Raw genomic sequence first — 14,680 nt, 5'->3', positions numbered from 1 at the left:
TCGATCGGCATCAGGAACGGCTTGTCGATGGCGCGCTCGGGCTCGGGGATGTAGGAGTCCAGGGTCTCGACCAGCTTGCGCACGGCGGAAACGCCCATCTCGTTGTCATCCTGACCGTTCAGAGCCATCAGCGCGGAGCCGATGACGATCGGAGTGTCGTCGCCCGGGAAGTCGTAGGTGTTCAGCAGATCGCGAACTTCCATTTCGACCAGTTCCAGCAGCTCGGCGTCGTCAACCATGTCGGCCTTGTTCAGGAACACGACGATGTAGGGAACGCCTACCTGACGGGACAGCAGGATGTGCTCGCGGGTCTGCGGCATGGGGCCGTCAGCAGCCGAGCAAACCAGGATCGCGCCGTCCATCTGGGCAGCACCGGTGATCATGTTCTTCACGTAGTCGGCGTGGCCGGGGCAGTCGACGTGCGCGTAGTGACGGATCGCCGAGTCGTACTCAACGTGGGAGGTGTTGATGGTGATACCGCGAGCCTTTTCTTCCGGCGCGTTATCGATCTGGTCGAAACCACGAGCGGAACCGCCCCAGGTATCGGCACAGACCTTGGTCAGCGCTGCGGTCAGAGTGGTCTTGCCATGGTCAACGTGACCGATGGTGCCCACGTTCAGGTGCGGCTTGTTACGTTCAAACTTTTCTTTAGCCATCGACACTCTCTCCCTTCACGAATTGAGCAAAGCAATGCCGCCATTAAAACAAAGGCAGATATTTTCATATCTGCCTTTTTAAGATGGAGCTCATGAGCGGATTTGAACCGCTGACCTCACCCTTACCAAGGGTGTGCTCTACCAACTGAGCTACATGAGCGAAACATTTGCCAGTCAAACTGGAGCGGGTAGCGGGAATCGAACCCGCATCATCAGCTTGGAAGGCTGAGGTTCTACCACTGAACTATACCCGCAGAGCCTAACGCTCTAGCAATCTGGTGGAGGGGGAAGGATTCGAACCTTCGAAGTCTGCGACGTCAGATTTACAGTCTGATCCCTTTGGCCACTCGGGAACCCCTCCAAAGTGAGGCGGCATTTTCTTCATCTGCCCTCCTCTTGTCAAGGATCTTTTTAAAATCTCCTTAACAATCAGTGCTTTCGCCTCGCTCGCTAGCGTTATCAGCGAAAGCGGGCGCAGTTTATGCAACCACGGCGGAGTGCGCAACCCCAAAACGCAAAAAAAGCTTAAAAAACAAAGGCCGCCCTAGCGGCGGCCTTTGTTTGCAGACGGCGACCCCCGATTACAGCTGGGGACCGGCCGCCACGATGCCTTCGGAGACGCCGGAGAACTTCTTGAAATTCTCGACGAACTTGCCGGCCAGCTCCCGAGCGGCGGCGTCATAGGCGGCGCCATCCTGCCAGGTGTCGCGCGGATTGAGCAGAACGCTGTCCACGCCTGGCACGGCGACCGGGACGTCGAGATTGATGACCGGCACATGGCGAGTCTCGGCACCGATGAGGGCGCCGCTCTGAATGGCCGCGATCACCGCGCGAGTGGTGGGGATGTTGAAGCGCTTGCCCACGCCGTAGCCACCACCGGTCCAGCCGGTGTTGACCAGATACACCTTGGAGCCGAAGCCCTGGATGCGCTTGATCAGCAGATCGGCGTACTCAGCCGCCGGGCGCGGGAAGAAGGGCGCACCGAAGCAGGTGGAGAAGGTCGACTTGATGCCGGGACCGGAACCCATCTCGGTCGAGCCGACCAGGGCGGTGTAGCCGGACAGGAAGTGATAGGCCGCCTGCTCATTATTAAGGATGGAAACCGGGGGCAGGACGCCAGTGAGGTCGCAGGTCAGGAAGATGACCGCATTGGGCTCGCCACCCAGGTTGTGCTCGGCGCGCTTGTCGATCAGCTCGCGCGGATAGGCCGCCCGGCTGTTCTGGGTCAGGCTGTCGTCGGCATAGTTGGGCTGACGGGTCTGGGGATCCAGGACCACGTTCTCCAGCACGGCGCCGAACTGGATGGCCTTCCAGATCACCGGCTCGTTCTTCTCGGACAGGTCGATGCACTTGGCGTAGCAGCCACCTTCCATGTTGAAGACGGTGCCCACGCCCCAGCCGTGCTCGTCGTCACCGATGAGGTAGCGGCTCTGGTCGGCGGACAGGGTGGTCTTGCCGGTGCCGGAGAGGCCGAAGAACAGGGTGACATCCCCCTCCTCGCCCACGTTGGCGGCGCAGTGCATCGGCAGCACATCCTTTTCCGGCAGCAGGAAGTTCTGCACCGAGAACATGGCCTTCTTCATTTCACCGGCGTAGCGCATGCCGGCGATCAGCACCTTGCGGGCCGCGAAGTTGATGATAACGGTGCCGTCGGAATTGGTGCCGTCACGCTCGGGCTCGCAGACAAACTCGGGCGCGTTGAGGATCTCCCAGGCCGGCTTGGACTGGGGATTGTATTCGGCCGGATTGATGAACAGGCAGCGGCCGAACAGGTTGTGCCAGGCGGTCTGGGTGCGCATGACGACGGGCAGGTAGTGCTCGACATCGGCGCCTACATGGACGCGGGAGACGAATTGATCACGCTCGTCCAGGTAGGCGCTGACGCGTTCCCACAGCGGGGCGAACTTCTCCTCCGGGAAAGGCCGGTTGATCGGCCCCCAGTGGATGGCGTCGCGCGTGGAGGCTTCCTCGACGATAAAGCGATCTACCGGCGAACGCCCCGTGCGATGCCCCGTCTTGACGACCAGCGAGCCATTGGCGGCCAGCTCTCCTTCGCCACGTCGCAGGGACTCTTCCACTAACTGCGCGACGCTGATATCGGTATACACGTTGGCTTTCGTCATTTCGTTCCCCATGGCCCTGGGCCGTTCCTCATGCTTGTAGCTCTTACACGGCAGAACTACACGTTGCGGGATTATGCCAGAAAGCCTTCGGGCTTTTGCAACGGCTAGTGCCGGGTATTTCCTGGGGTTTGCGTGCCGCCGCCCGCAAAAATCTGCGCGATATCGGCGGCGTCGAAGACCTGCTGCTCATTGCAAAACTGACAATCGACCCGAATTTGTCCGTCCTGTTCATCGAGCAGACTCTCGACGTCCGGCTGCCCCATGCCGATCAGGGCATTGGCCGCCCGATCGCGGGAGCAGCTGCAGCTGAAGGCCACCGGTTGCTCGTCGAACAGACGCACCGTTTCCTCGTGGAACAGGCGATGCAGGATCACCTCGTTGTCGAGGCCCAGCAGTTCTTCGGCGGTGAGGGTATCGGCCAGGGTGACGACGTGCTCCCAGCTGTCCTGGCGGGCCTGGGCATCCTTGATACGTGACGGCGGCAGCTGCTGGAGCAGCAGGCCACGGGCGCGGCGACCATCGGCGTTCAGCCAGAAACGGGTGGGCAACTGCTCGGAGGTGGCGAAGTAGCCGGACAGGCATTCGGCCAGGTTCGCGCCCTCCAGCGGGACGATGCCCTGGTAACGCTGACCGTGGCGGGGATCGATGGTCAGGGCCAGGACGCCATCAGGCATGAGCTCACCCAAAGAGGCGGACGCGGTGATCTCACTTTCTTCGTAGCGGGCGATGCCGCGCACCTCGCGCTCGCTGGAGCACTCGACCATGAGCAGCGGGATCGGCCCGCTGGAACGCGCCTGCAGCACGAGCAGCCCTTCGAACTTGAGGGTTCCGCACAGCAACGCGGCCGCCGCCAGCATCTCGCCCAGCAATTGGGCGACGGGCTCCGGATAGGCGTGTTTGGCGAGGACCTCGACATAGCTGCGATCCAAGGTGGCCAGTTCGCCGCGGACATCGGTTTCGTCGAACAGGAAGCGCTGGGTGAAATCGTGGGAAGTCATGAACTACCTATATAAGGAAGGAGGCCGCGAAGCCTGACGCTGCGGCACACGCCAGGGCCGCCGAGCGGTCCTGGCAATTGAGAGGATCCGGCGAGTCGCGACGGGATCAGTCGTCGAACGGATGGACGTACTCGCGGAACTGGTGGATCTGGCGCCGCTGCTTCTTGGTGGGACGGCCGTCGGTCTGCAGGCCGAGGTTGCCCGCCTTGCGCGCCGCAGCGGCCTGTTCGCGCGCCTTGAGGCTTTCCGGCGTCTCGGTATAGAGCTGCTGGGCCTCGGGCGCACCACGGCGGTTCTGCGACAGGGCGACGATCACCACGGTCTTCTCGTCATAGCCCTGACGGATGGTGAGGACATCGCCGACACGCGGCTCCTTGCTGGGCTTGCAGCGTTCGCCACGGCACTGGACCTTGCCGCCTTCGAGGGCCGCCTTGGCCAGCGCGCGGGTCTTGAAAAAACGTGCAGCCCAGAGCCATTTATCAAGGCGCATCCGTTCTTCAGTGTGATCTACTGCATACATCGAATAAAAGGTCCCCTATTGGGTCTTAGACTCTTCTCAAGAACTCTAAACCATCGGACCGACGCTGCAAGCGCGCCTCTGGAGAGCCATGACCACATTCTTTCCTTCCGACCTGACCGGTCAGACCCGCTGCGCGGGGTGCCAGCAGTCGGAACCCCTGGGCTTCGACTTCGACTTTGCCTATCAGCCCATCGTGGATCTGGACAGAGGCGCGGTCTTCGCCCGGGAAGCGCTGGTGCGCGGACCAGGCGGCGAAGGCGCACTGTCGGTGCTCAATCAGGTGACCGACAGCAACCGCTATAGATTCGACCAGCTCTGCCGCACCAAGGCCATCGCCACCGCGGCGGCCCTGGGCATGCAGGAGAGTCTCTCGATCAACTTTCTGCCCAACGCCGTCTATCGTCCGGAATTGTGTATCCGCAGCACCCTGGCCGCCGCGCGCGAGCATGGCTTTCCCCTGGAGCGCCTGATCTTCGAGACGGTGGAAACCGAGCACGTGGCCAGCAACCACCTGACGCACATCCTGCGCGAATATCAGCAATTCGGCTTCAAGACCGCCATCGATGACTTTGGCGCCGGTCATTCCGGCCTGACCCTGCTGGCCGAATTCCAGCCGGACCTGGTCAAGCTCGACATGGCGCTCATCCGCGGCATCGACCAGGATCAGGTGCGACGGACCATCGTACGCAACCTGATCGTCATGTGCCGCGAACTGGGTACCCAGGTGATCGCCGAAGGCGTGGAGACCGTCGCCGAACGCGATTGCCTGCGGGACCTCGGGATCGAGCTGATGCAGGGCTATCTGTTCGCCAAACCAGCCTTCAAGCAGCTCGTTGATCCGCAACATTTAGGCGGAGGCCACTGATTTCAAGGAGCAGCGATGAGCAATTCCGCCGAACCGGTCATTATCGGCCTGAGTGAGTGGGTGGCCCTGCCCGATCTGGGCGTGGTCGGGCTGAGAGCCAAGATCGACACCGGCGCCAGTACCTCGGCGCTGCATGCGACAGAAGTCCAGCCGTTCATGCGTGGCAAGGAGCGCTGGGTGAGATTCACCGTGCACCTGGGCACCCTGGTCCAGTCCCGGCACCGCCATTGCGAAGCACCGCTGGTGGCGAAAAAGACCATCCGCAGCTCCAATGGCATCGCCCAGACCCGTTACGTCATCCGTACCCTGCTGGCCCTGGGCGAGTGCCAGTGGCCGGTGGAATTCACCCTGGCCTGCCGGAAGAGCATGCGCTATCGCATGCTGCTCGGCTCCAAGGCGTTGATCGATGGTGGCCTGCTGGTGAATCCGGCCGTCTCCTATGCGCAAGACAAACCCCAGTTGTCCCTTACTCCGGCCTCCGGTGCCCCATGAAAATCGCCGTTCTCTCGCGTAACCCCAACCTGTATTCCACCCGGCGCCTGGTCGAGGCCGGCGTCAGCCGCGGCCATGAGGTGGTCGTGGTCGACACCCTGCGCGCGTACATGAACATCGCCAGCCACAAGCCGCAGATCCATTACCGTGGCAAACCGCTGGAAGGCTTTGATGCGGTCATCCCGCGCATCGGCGCCTCGGTGACCTTCTATGGCTGCGCGGTGCTGCGCCAATTCGAGATGCAGGGCGTCTTTCCGCTCAACGAGAGCGTGGCCATCAGCCGTTCGCGCGACAAGCTGCGCTCCCTGCAACTGCTCTCGCGCAAGGGCATCGGCCTGCCGGTGACCGGCTTCGCCCATTCGCCGGACGACGTGCCGGATCTGATCCAGATGGTCAACGGCGCCCCGCTGGTGATCAAGGTGCTGGAAGGCACCCAGGGCATCGGCGTGGTGCTGTGCGAAACCGAGAAGGCGGCCGAGTCGGTGATCGAGGCCTTCATGGGGCTCAAGCAGAACATCATGGTGCAGGAATACATCCGCGAAGCGGGCGGTGCGGACATCCGCTGCTTCGTGGTCGGCGACAAGGTGATCGCGGCGATGAAGCGCCAGGCGGCGCCCGGGGAATTCCGCTCGAATCTGCATCGTGGCGGCACCGCCAGCCTGATCAAGATCACCCCCGAGGAACGCATGACCGCCCTGCGCGCGGCCCGGGCCATGGGCCTGAGCGTGGCCGGGGTGGACATCCTCAGATCCAACCACGGCCCGCTGGTGATGGAGGTCAACTCCTCGCCCGGCCTGGAAGGCATCGAGCAGACCACCGGCAAGGACGTGGCCGGGATCATCATCGAATACCTGGAAAAGAACGCCGAGCCGGGGCTGACACGGACCAAGGGCAAGGGCTGAGGCCGTGGTTTGGGAGGTTGGGCTGCGCTGGCGTCTGGCCCAACCTCCCTATCTCCTGATAGATCGCGCGCGAGCCCGATGTCGAGGCCATTTCGCTATGTCACAGCATCGCGGCCATGGCGGTCCGCCGATGCGGCCGCTCCTACAAAGTGCAGAAGCAGCGTTCGGCGTCAGCTGGCGCTGCGGGGCAGCAGCAGGCCCAGGGGCAGCAGTACCCGGGCTTCCACCCCGCCACCTTCGCGATTGCGCAGCTCGGCACTGCCTCCGTGCTGCGCGGCAATGCGCTTGACGATGGCCAGGCCCAGCCCGGAACCGCTGACGGTGCGGGCGCGATTGCCGCGGGTGAAGGGATTGAAGATGTCCTGCAGGTCCTTGGGATCGATGCCGGGACCGCGATCCATCACGCTCAGGGCGACATAGGGCGCGGTGGCGGAACCCGCCACCTGACCGACCACCTCCACGACCCCGCCGCCGCCATGGCGCTGGGCGTTTTCCACCAGGTTGGTCAGTAGCCGCTTGAAGGAGATGCGCCGTACGGGCAGCGGTGGCAGCACGTCCAGCTTGAGCCTTACCCGCTCCGTCTCCTGGTTGTAGGGCGCCACCACCTGGCGGGCCAATTCGTTGAGATTGGTGAGTTCCTGGGGTTCGTCACGGCCATCGCGGACGAAGGCGAGGAACTGGTCGAGGATGGCGTTCATGTCCTCGATGTCGCGGATCATGTCCTCGGCCTCTTCGCGCTCGGCCGGCGGCATCAGCTCCACCGCCAGGCGCAGGCGGGTCAGGGGCGTGCGCAGGTCGTGGGAAACCCCGGCCAGCATCAGCTCGCGTTCGCGGCCGGCCTGCTCGACGTCTTCGGCCATCTGGTTGAAGGCGTGGTAGACATCCTGGATCTCGCTCGGGGCATCGGTCTCCGGCAGCCGCACGCTGCGGCCCTTGCCCAGCTCGCGCGCGGCGTTCACCAGGCGCCGCAAGGGCTGGTTGAGCTGCCGCACGAAGACCCAGGCGGCGCCCACGGACAGCAGGCCGATGGCGAAAAACCAGCCGAGCACGCTCCAGATGTGCTGGCCACGCAGCGGGTGGGCCATCAGCGGAATCTTGATCCAGTCCGGTCCCAGGCTCGGCGCCAGCACCCAGAGCGCCGGACCGTGCTGGACCCGCACCCGGACCTCGGTCTCCTCGCCCAGTTCCTGTTTCATCTGGCGCTCGAAGATCTCGCTATAGGGCCAGTGGTATTCCCCGGCCGGCACGGTTTCCGGTGATTCGTAGCGCAGACCGGCGGCCTGGGCGATGCGCGGTCGCTCGGACTCCGGGGTGGCCCAGTAGGCCTTAAGCGTCAGGGCCGCGCCATGGCTGTACTGGCGATCGACCAGGACGTCCTCATTGAGCAGCAGATAGACCAGGGTCAGCGCCTTGGAAAACAGCACCGCGAGCAGGACCATCCACAGCGAGCGGGCGAAGAAACTCTGGGGAAACCAGCTGGGCGCCTTCATTGGCCAGGATTTCCGCGCAAAACGGCGCGAAAGCCATCACAACCTCTGGGATTGCAGGGTCCAGATAGGCCACCGGACGCGGACACATTCGGATACATTTGCTCGTCCATTTCTTCCCTTCAACCTGGAGTTCTCTCGTGTCCGACATCTGCCAGACCGGCCTGGACATCGGCTTCGCCTCGCTCAGCTACGCGCAGATCGCCTTTCTCGGCGTGGTGCAGGGTATCACCGAGCTGCTTCCCATTTCGTCCACGGCACACATGCGGGTGGTACCCGCCCTGCTCGGCTGGCGCGACCCCGGCTCGGCCTTTTCCGCCGCCATGCAGATGGCGGCGCTGGCCGCGGTGATCAGCTATTTCTGGCGCGATGTGAGTGGCGTGACCCGCGGCAGCCTGGCCGCGGTGCGCCAGCGCGACTTCGACAGCCCGGACTTCCTGCTGGCGGTGATGATCGTGCTGGCGACCATTCCCATCTGCATCGCCGGTCTGCTGCTGGCGCCCCTGCTCAACGCCTGCGACTCGCCGCTGCGCGGCCTCAGCGTCATCGGCTACGCCTGCCTGGCCATGGCCGCGCTGCTGGCGCTGGCGGAGCGGATCTGCCGGCACAACAGGGACATCTCGCAAATGCGGCTGCGCGATGCGCTGATCGTGGGGATCGCCCAGGTCGGAGCGCTGATTCCGGGCGTGTCCCGCTCGGGCTCGACCTTGACAGCCGCCATGTTCCTCAATCTGCGTCGCGAAGAAGCCGCACGCTTCTCCTTCCTGCTGGGTCTGCCGGCCATCGCCCTGGCCGGACTCAAGGAGCTGGTGGTGCTCTGGCACGCGCACATCCCGGCCGAAGCCTGGTCGCTGCTGCTGGTGGGATTGCTGGTGGCGAGCCTGTCGGCCTTTGCCGCGATCTGGGGCCTGATGCGCTTTCTGGAGCGCTTCTCGACCTGGCCCTTCATCATCTATCGCGCGCTGCTGGGGATTTTCCTGCTGGTCGGCGTGCATCAGGGGCTGTTCGCCTGAGCCTATTCAAAGTCAGCTGCGCGTCGGCCAAACAGCGTTGAAAAGACCTTCGGAATGCTTATTTACGCCTTGTAAACTCCGCTTCCTCAGGTCTTTTCGCCTCGTTTGACTCTAGCTCGCAAGACTTTGAACACGCTCTGTATCGTCGACACCTAAGTGTGGCGGTGAGAGCTTATTTGCCGGCGCCGTCCGGTACGAAGACGTAGCCCACGCCCCAGACGGTCTGGATATAGCGCGGCTTGGACGGATCGGGTTCGATCATCCGGCGCAGGCGCGAGATCTGCACGTCGATGGAGCGCTCCAGGGCGTCCCATTCGCGACCGCGGGCCAGGTTCATCAGCTTGTCGCGGGTCAGCGGCTCGCGGGCGTGGTCGACCAGTGCCTTGAGCACGGCGAATTCGCCGGTGGTGAGCATGTGGGTCTCTTCGCCGCGCTTGAGCTCGCGGGTGGCCAGGTGCAGGGCGTAGTCGCCAAAGGTTACCACCTCGTCGGTCCCGGCGGGGGCGCCGGGCACCACCGGCGCCTGGCGGCGCAGCACGGCCTTGATGCGAGCCACCAGCTCCAGCGGATTGAAGGGCTTGGCCAGATAGTCGTCGGCGCCCTGGTCGAGGCCCTGGATGCGGCTGCCTTCGTCGCCCTTGGCGGTTAGCATGATGATGGGGATGCGGTTGCCGCTCTCGCGCAGCCGGCCGCAGGCGGACAGGCCGTCTTCGCCGGGCATCATCAGGTCCAGCACGACCAGGTTGAAGACCTCGCGCGCCAGCAGGCGGTCCATCTGTTCGGCGCTCTCGACGGTGCGCACGCGGTAACCCTGCTCGGCCAGAAAACGCTCCAAGAGGCGACGCAACCGGGCGTCGTCGTCGACGACCAGGATCTTTTCACCTTCCGGGGCAACGGGGGTGCTCATAATATCTCCTTGTGATCTAGCACTGGATTATGCCGTAGGCCATCCGACCGCGGCATTGGGCCATTGTTAGCAGATTTTGCCCACTCCGGGGTGGCGGTGCCGGCATGGGAGGCAGGGCTCCGGCGGGCTCGGGTATACTGCCGCCCGCTTTTTCTCGTGCAAGCCAGGTAGCCCGATGGATATCAATAGCCGCATCGCCGAAGAGCTCGGCGCCCGCCCGCAACAGGTCGCCGCCGCCGTGGCCCTGCTCGACGAAGGGTCGACCGTGCCCTTCATCGCCCGTTACCGCAAGGAAGTCACCGGCAGCCTGGACGACACCCAGCTGCGTCATCTCGAAGAGCGGCTGCGCTATCTGCGCGAGCTGGAAGAGCGCCGCGGCGCGGTGCTGGCCTCCATCGAGGAGCAGGGCAAGCTGACCCCCGAACTGGCCCGCGAGATCAACCTGGCCGACACCAAGACCCGCCTGGAAGACCTCTATCTGCCCTACAAGCAGAAGCGCCGCACCAAGGGCCAGATCGCCCTGGAAGCCGGCCTCGGCCCGCTGGCGGAGGCGCTGCTGCAGGATCCGACCCTGACCCCGGAGTCCGAAGCCGCCGGCTATGTCGACGCGGACAAGGGCGTGGCAGACGTCAAGGCCGCTCTGGAGGGCGCCAAGTACATCCTCATGGAGCGCTTCGCCGAAGACGCCGACCTGCTGGCGCGGCTGCGCGGCGTCCTGCAGCAGGACGCCATCCTCAGCGCACGACTGGTGCCCGGCAAGGAGACCGAAGGCGCCAAGTTCAGCGACTACTTCGAGCATGACGAGCCCTTCAAGGCGGTGCCCTCGCACCGCGCCCTGGCGATCTTCCGCGGCCGCAACGAGGGCATCCTCAGCGCCGCGCTCAAGCTCGGCGAAGAAGGCCCGGGCATCGCCCATCCCTGCGAAGGCCTGATCGCCGCGCATTTCGAGCTGAAGAACCAGGGCCGCGCCGCGGACAAGTGGCTTTCCGAGGTGGTGCGCTGGACCTGGAAGGTCAAGCTCTATACCTCCCTGGAAACCGACCTGCTCGGCGAGCTGCGCGAAAAGGCCGAGGAAGAGGCCATCGCGGTCTTTGCCCGCAACCTGCACGACCTGCTGCTGGCCGCACCGGCCGGCCCGCGCACCACCCTGGCGCTGGACCCGGGTCTGCGTACCGGCTGCAAGGTCGCCGTGGTGGACGCCACCGGCAAGCTGCTGGCCACCGACACCGTCTATCCCCATGCGCCGCGCAATCAGTGGGACCAGACCCTGGCCATCCTCGGCGTGCTCTGCACCAAGCATGGCGTGGACCTGATCGCCATTGGCAACGGTACCGCCAGCCGCGAGACCGACAAGCTGGCCGGCGAGCTGATCAGCAAGTACCCGGGACTCGGCCTGACCAAGGTGATGGTCAGCGAAGCCGGCGCCTCGGTGTATTCCGCCTCGGAACTGGCCGCCCGGGAATTCCCCGAGCTGGACGTCTCCCTGCGTGGCGCCGTGTCCATCGCCCGCCGCCTGCAGGATCCACTGGCGGAGCTGGTGAAGATCGAGCCCAAGTCCATCGGCGTGGGCCAGTACCAGCACGACGTCTCCCAGCTCAAGCTGGCGCGCAGCCTGGACGCCGTGGTGGAAGACTGCGTGAACGCCGTGGGCGTGGACGTGAATACCGCCTCCGCCGCCCTGCTGGCGCGGATCTCCGGGCTCAACACCACCCTGGCGCAGAACATCGTGCAATTCCGCGATGCCAACGGCGCCTTCGCCACCCGCGAGGCCCTGAAGAAGGTGCCGCGCCTGGGCGACAAGACCTTCGAGCAGGCCGCCGGCTTCCTGCGCGTGATGAGCGGCGCCAATCCGCTGGACGCCTCGGCCGTTCACCCGGAGACCTATCCCCTGGTGCAGCGCATCGCCGCCGACACCGGTCGCGACATCCGCTCGCTGATCGGCGATTCGGCCTTTCTCAAGCGTCTGGATCCGAAGAAGTTCACCGATGAGAGCTTTGGCCTGCCGACGGTGACCGACATCCTCCAGGAACTGGACAAGCCGGGTCGCGATCCGCGTCCGGAGTTCAAGACCGCGGTGTTCCAGGACGGCGTGGAAAAGCTTTCCGACCTCAAGCCCGGCATGGTGCTGGAGGGCGTCATCACCAACGTCACCAACTTCGGTGCCTTCGTCGACATCGGCGTGCACCAGGACGGCCTGGTGCACATCAGCGCGCTGTCGGAGAAGTTCGTTAAGGATCCCTACGAGGTGGTCAAGGCGGGCGACATCGTCAAGGTCAAGGTGATGGAGGTGGACGTGCCGCGCAATCGCGTGGGACTGTCCATGCGCATGGGCGACACCCCCGGCGAGAAGGTCGACGGCAAGCCCGGCGGCCAGGCCCGCGGCAACGGTGGCAAGCCGCGCACCGACAAGGGCGCCCCGCGCCAGACCCAGGCCGCGCCGGCCAACAATGCCATGGCGTCCCTGTTCGCCAACGCCAAGCAACTGAGGAAATAGGCATGAGCGGTTCTCTCGCAGGCAAAGACAGCGCCTTCAGCACCCTGCTGGGCATGACCATCCACAAGGCCGAGGGTGGCGAGTCCGAGGTGCGCATGAGCGTGCAGGACACGCTCATCAACCTGCACGGCAAGCTGCACGGCGGTGCCATCTTCTCGCTGATCGACACCGCTCTGGGCCAGGCCAGCCACAGCCTGTTCGATGGCCAGGCCGGCAGCGTGACCCTGGAATGCAAGGTCAACTACGTGCGTGGCGTCAGCGACGGCGAACTGGTCTGCCGCGCCCGGGTGATCCACCCGGGCCGCAAGACCCATGTGCTGGAAGCCCAGGTGCATCAGGGTGACAAGCTGATCGCCCTCGCCCAGGCGACCTTCGCCTGTCTGTGACCGGCCAGAGCAGGCGGCAGCGAAGCGGCGCATATCGCCCTTTGCCGTCGCCTGAGCTACGCTGGGAGACAACTGAGCGGGTTGCGGTCTGAGGCTTGAACCCGGACCGCAGCAGTGACTGCTGCCCCCGCGTCGGCCCTGGCCGGCAACCCTCATTTCAGTCGGTTTCTTCTACCCTGCCCGGGGCGAGTACCGCCATAGGAAGTCAACTTGAGCGATATCCTGTCCCGCCGCCTGGCCCTGCTCGGCGCTGATCCCACCCTTCTGGCCGAATGCCTGCACGGCATCGAGCGCGAGACCCTGCGGGTGGACGCCCGTGGCCAGCTGTCCCGCCGCCCCCATCCCCGGGCGCTGGGCTCGGCCCTGACCCATCCGCAGATCACCACGGACTACTCCGAGGCCCTGCTCGAATTCATCACCCCCACCGGTACCCGCACGCCCGAGGTGCTGGACGCGCTGGATCGGGTGCATCGCGCCGCGGTCGCCAAACTCGACGGCGAGCGCCTCTGGAGCGGCTCCATGCCCTGTGCGCTGCCGGCGGAGGACGAGATCCCCATCGCCGACTACGGCAGCTCCAACATCGGCCGGCTCAAGCACGTCTATCGCCGCGGCCTGGCTCTGCGCTACAGCCGCACCATGCAGTGCATCGCCGGCATCCACTACAACTTCTCGCTGCCGGAAGCGGCCTGGGAACTTCTGCGCCAGCAGGAAGGTGACGCCCGCGATGCCCGCGACTATCAGTCGGCGCGCTATATCGCCCTGATCCGCAACTTCCGCCGTTATAGCTGGCTGCTGATGTACCTGTTCGGCGCCTCGCCGGCGCTGGACCTAGGCTTCCTGCGGGGCCGGCCACATCGGTTGCAGACCCTCGACGAGCGGACCCTGTACCTGCCCCATGCCACCAGCCTGCGCATGAGCGACCTGGGCTATCAGAGCAACGCCCAGGCCAGCCTGACGCCGGACTACAACGATCTGACCACCTATACCGAGAGCCTGAGACGCGCGGTGGGTACGCCCTACCCGCCCTATGCGGAGATCGGCACGCACCAGAACGGCGAGTGGGTGCAGCTCAACACCAACATCCTGCAGATCGAGAACGAGTACTACGCCACCATCCGCCCGAAGCGCGTCACCCGCAGCGGCGAGCGGCCGGTGCAGGCGCTGATGGCGCGCGGCGTGCAGTACATCGAGGTGCGCTGCCTGGACATCGATCCCTTCCTGCCGCTGGGCATCGATACCACCGCCGCGCTGTTCCTCGACGCCTTCCTGCTCTATTGCGCCCTGGAAGGCAGCCCGCCGCTCAACGGCGAGTGCAGCGAATGCACCGACAACTTCGCCAGCGTGGTGCGCGAAGGCCGCAAGCCGGGCCTGCGCCTGCAGCGTCATGGCGCCTCGGTGACCATGATCGACTGGGCGGCGGAGATGCTCGACCAGATCGAGCGCTGCGCCGAGACCCTGGACGCGAGCCTGGGCGGGGACGCCCATCGCCGGGCGGTGGCGGTGCAGCGGCAGAAGGTCGCCGATGTCCGCCTCACCCCCTCGGCGCGGGTGCTGCAGGAGCTGCGCGAAAGAGGCGAGAGCTTCGCCGACTTCGGCCTGCGCCAGAGCGAGGCCCATGCGGCCTATTTCGCCAGCCACCCGCTGAGCGCCGGCGAGCAGGCCTGCTATGCCCAGATGGCACGCCAGTCGCTGGAAGAGCAGGCGGAGATCGAGGCGGCGCCCCAGGGGGATTTCGATACCTTCGTGGCGGCGTATCAGGCGAGCATTCTGGCGACGATCGGGGTGTAGATACGTAGGTTGGGTTGAGCGAGAGCGAAGCCCAACGGTGCTAGGGCCA

At 64.9% G+C, this 14,680-nt stretch carries 13 protein-coding genes and 3 tRNA genes; 7 read left to right on the top strand and 9 right to left on the bottom strand.

Features of this window, described 5'->3' with window-relative positions; translation table 11 throughout:
- The 7 genes from PSK12I2_RS0109860 to PSK12I2_RS0109830 form a co-directional block, all read right to left on the bottom strand.
- Window positions 1-656, bottom strand: a 656-nt coding sequence (locus tag PSK12I2_RS0109860; protein ID WP_027598259.1) for a GTP-binding protein, incomplete at its 3' end; no start/stop codon positions are given.
- Window positions 657-740: 84 nt separating this feature from the next.
- Window positions 741-816: transfer RNA gene (locus tag PSK12I2_RS0109855), tRNA-Thr, on the bottom strand.
- 20 nt (window positions 817-836) lie between these two features.
- Window positions 837-910: transfer RNA gene (locus PSK12I2_RS0109850), tRNA-Gly, on the bottom strand.
- A 22-nt stretch (window positions 911-932) separates the two neighbouring features.
- Window positions 933-1,017: transfer RNA gene (locus PSK12I2_RS0109845), tRNA-Tyr, on the bottom strand.
- 220 nt (window positions 1,018-1,237) lie between these two features.
- Window positions 1,238-2,779, bottom strand: coding sequence for a phosphoenolpyruvate carboxykinase (locus tag PSK12I2_RS0109840; RefSeq protein WP_027598258.1), 1,542 nt, complete (start codon window positions 2,777-2,779; stop codon window positions 1,238-1,240).
- 104 nt (window positions 2,780-2,883) lie between these two features.
- Window positions 2,884-3,777 carry an Hsp33 family molecular chaperone HslO gene (gene hslO, locus PSK12I2_RS0109835; RefSeq protein WP_027598257.1) on the bottom strand — a complete coding sequence of 298 codons (894 nt, stop codon included), beginning with the start codon at window positions 3,775-3,777 and terminating at the stop codon, window positions 2,884-2,886.
- Between the two features lie 106 nt (window positions 3,778-3,883).
- The gene (locus tag PSK12I2_RS0109830) at window positions 3,884-4,267 is read right to left on the bottom strand and encodes an RNA-binding S4 domain-containing protein (protein WP_007161254.1); all 384 of its coding nucleotides are present in this window, start codon (window positions 4,265-4,267) and stop codon (window positions 3,884-3,886) included.
- A 118-nt stretch (window positions 4,268-4,385) separates the two neighbouring features.
- On the opposite strand from PSK12I2_RS0109830, the gene PSK12I2_RS0109825 reads away from it, so the two are divergent.
- From PSK12I2_RS0109825 to rimK, 3 genes are read left to right on the top strand one after another with little or no spacing between them, the layout of a single operon-like run.
- Window positions 4,386-5,162 (top strand): EAL domain-containing protein, encoded by a 777-nt coding sequence (locus PSK12I2_RS0109825; RefSeq protein ID WP_027598256.1) that lies wholly within the window; start codon window positions 4,386-4,388, stop codon window positions 5,160-5,162.
- A 15-nt stretch (window positions 5,163-5,177) separates the two neighbouring features.
- A complete protein-coding gene (locus PSK12I2_RS0109820) occupies window positions 5,178-5,654 on the top strand; it encodes an ATP-dependent zinc protease (protein ID WP_027598255.1) in 477 nt (158 codons plus the stop codon).
- On the top strand, window positions 5,651-6,556 hold the full coding sequence (gene rimK / locus PSK12I2_RS0109815; protein WP_027598254.1) for a 30S ribosomal protein S6--L-glutamate ligase: 906 nt from the start codon (window positions 5,651-5,653) through the stop codon (window positions 6,554-6,556). Before PSK12I2_RS0109820 ends, rimK begins: the two co-directional genes overlap by 4 nt.
- Window positions 6,557-6,726: 170 nt before the next feature.
- On the opposite strand, the gene PSK12I2_RS0109810 is transcribed toward rimK, so the two are convergent.
- Entirely contained in the window at window positions 6,727-8,046 is a 1,320-nt protein-coding gene (locus PSK12I2_RS0109810) for an ATP-binding protein (RefSeq protein WP_027598253.1), read from the bottom strand.
- A 137-nt stretch (window positions 8,047-8,183) separates the two neighbouring features.
- Between PSK12I2_RS0109810 and PSK12I2_RS0109805 the strand changes: the two genes are divergently transcribed.
- Window positions 8,184-9,056, top strand: coding sequence for an undecaprenyl-diphosphate phosphatase (locus PSK12I2_RS0109805; protein ID WP_027598252.1), 873 nt, complete (start codon window positions 8,184-8,186; stop codon window positions 9,054-9,056).
- Between the two features lie 172 nt (window positions 9,057-9,228).
- On the opposite strand, the gene ompR is transcribed toward PSK12I2_RS0109805, so the two are convergent.
- A complete protein-coding gene (ompR, locus tag PSK12I2_RS0109800) occupies window positions 9,229-9,963 on the bottom strand; it encodes a two-component system response regulator OmpR (protein WP_027598251.1) in 735 nt (244 codons plus the stop codon).
- 175 nt (window positions 9,964-10,138) lie between these two features.
- Between ompR and PSK12I2_RS0109795 the strand changes: the two genes are divergently transcribed.
- From PSK12I2_RS0109795 to gshA, 3 genes are all read left to right on the top strand, one after another.
- Window positions 10,139-12,457: a Tex family protein gene (locus tag PSK12I2_RS0109795; protein WP_027598250.1), complete on the top strand. Its 2,319-nt coding sequence runs from the start codon at window positions 10,139-10,141 to the stop codon at window positions 12,455-12,457.
- A 2-nt stretch (window positions 12,458-12,459) separates the two neighbouring features.
- Window positions 12,460-12,843: a PaaI family thioesterase gene (locus tag PSK12I2_RS23895; RefSeq protein WP_051398714.1), complete on the top strand. Its 384-nt coding sequence runs from the start codon at window positions 12,460-12,462 to the stop codon at window positions 12,841-12,843.
- Between the two features lie 210 nt (window positions 12,844-13,053).
- Window positions 13,054-14,631, top strand: a complete 1,578-nt coding sequence (gene gshA / locus PSK12I2_RS0109785) for a glutamate--cysteine ligase (protein WP_027598249.1) — start codon at window positions 13,054-13,056, stop codon at window positions 14,629-14,631.
- Window positions 14,632-14,680: the final 49 nt, after the last annotated feature.

The sequence above is a fragment of the Pseudomonas sp. MOIL14HWK12:I2 genome (genome assembly GCF_000510745.1).
GTDB lineage: Bacteria > Pseudomonadota > Gammaproteobacteria > Pseudomonadales > Pseudomonadaceae > Chryseomonas > Chryseomonas oryzihabitans.
Note: the sequence above shows the minus strand (reverse complement) of the source record. Positions and strands in the feature narration are given on the sequence as shown.

What these genes read in the sequence shown, in the direction of transcription:
- PSK12I2_RS0109825 (WP_027598256.1), top strand. Translation starts at nt 4,386, where the DNA reads ATGACCACATTCTTTCCTTCCGACCTGACCGGTCAGACCCGCTGCGCG.
- PSK12I2_RS0109795 (WP_027598250.1), top strand. Translation starts at nt 10,139, where the DNA reads ATGGATATCAATAGCCGCATCGCCGAAGAGCTCGGCGCCCGCCCGCAA.
- rimK (WP_027598254.1), top strand. Translation starts at nt 5,651, where the DNA reads ATGAAAATCGCCGTTCTCTCGCGTAACCCCAACCTGTATTCCACCCGG.
- hslO (WP_027598257.1), bottom strand. Translation starts at nt 3,777, where the DNA reads ATGACTTCCCACGATTTCACCCAGCGCTTCCTGTTCGACGAAACCGAT.
- PSK12I2_RS0109820 (WP_027598255.1), top strand. Translation starts at nt 5,178, where the DNA reads ATGAGCAATTCCGCCGAACCGGTCATTATCGGCCTGAGTGAGTGGGTG.
- PSK12I2_RS23895 (WP_051398714.1), top strand. Translation starts at nt 12,460, where the DNA reads ATGAGCGGTTCTCTCGCAGGCAAAGACAGCGCCTTCAGCACCCTGCTG.
- ompR (WP_027598251.1), bottom strand. Translation starts at nt 9,963, where the DNA reads ATGAGCACCCCCGTTGCCCCGGAAGGTGAAAAGATCCTGGTCGTCGAC.
- PSK12I2_RS0109840 (WP_027598258.1), bottom strand. Translation starts at nt 2,779, where the DNA reads ATGACGAAAGCCAACGTGTATACCGATATCAGCGTCGCGCAGTTAGTG.
- PSK12I2_RS0109810 (WP_027598253.1), bottom strand. Translation starts at nt 8,046, where the DNA reads ATGAAGGCGCCCAGCTGGTTTCCCCAGAGTTTCTTCGCCCGCTCGCTG.
- PSK12I2_RS0109830 (WP_007161254.1), bottom strand. Translation starts at nt 4,267, where the DNA reads ATGCGCCTTGATAAATGGCTCTGGGCTGCACGTTTTTTCAAGACCCGC.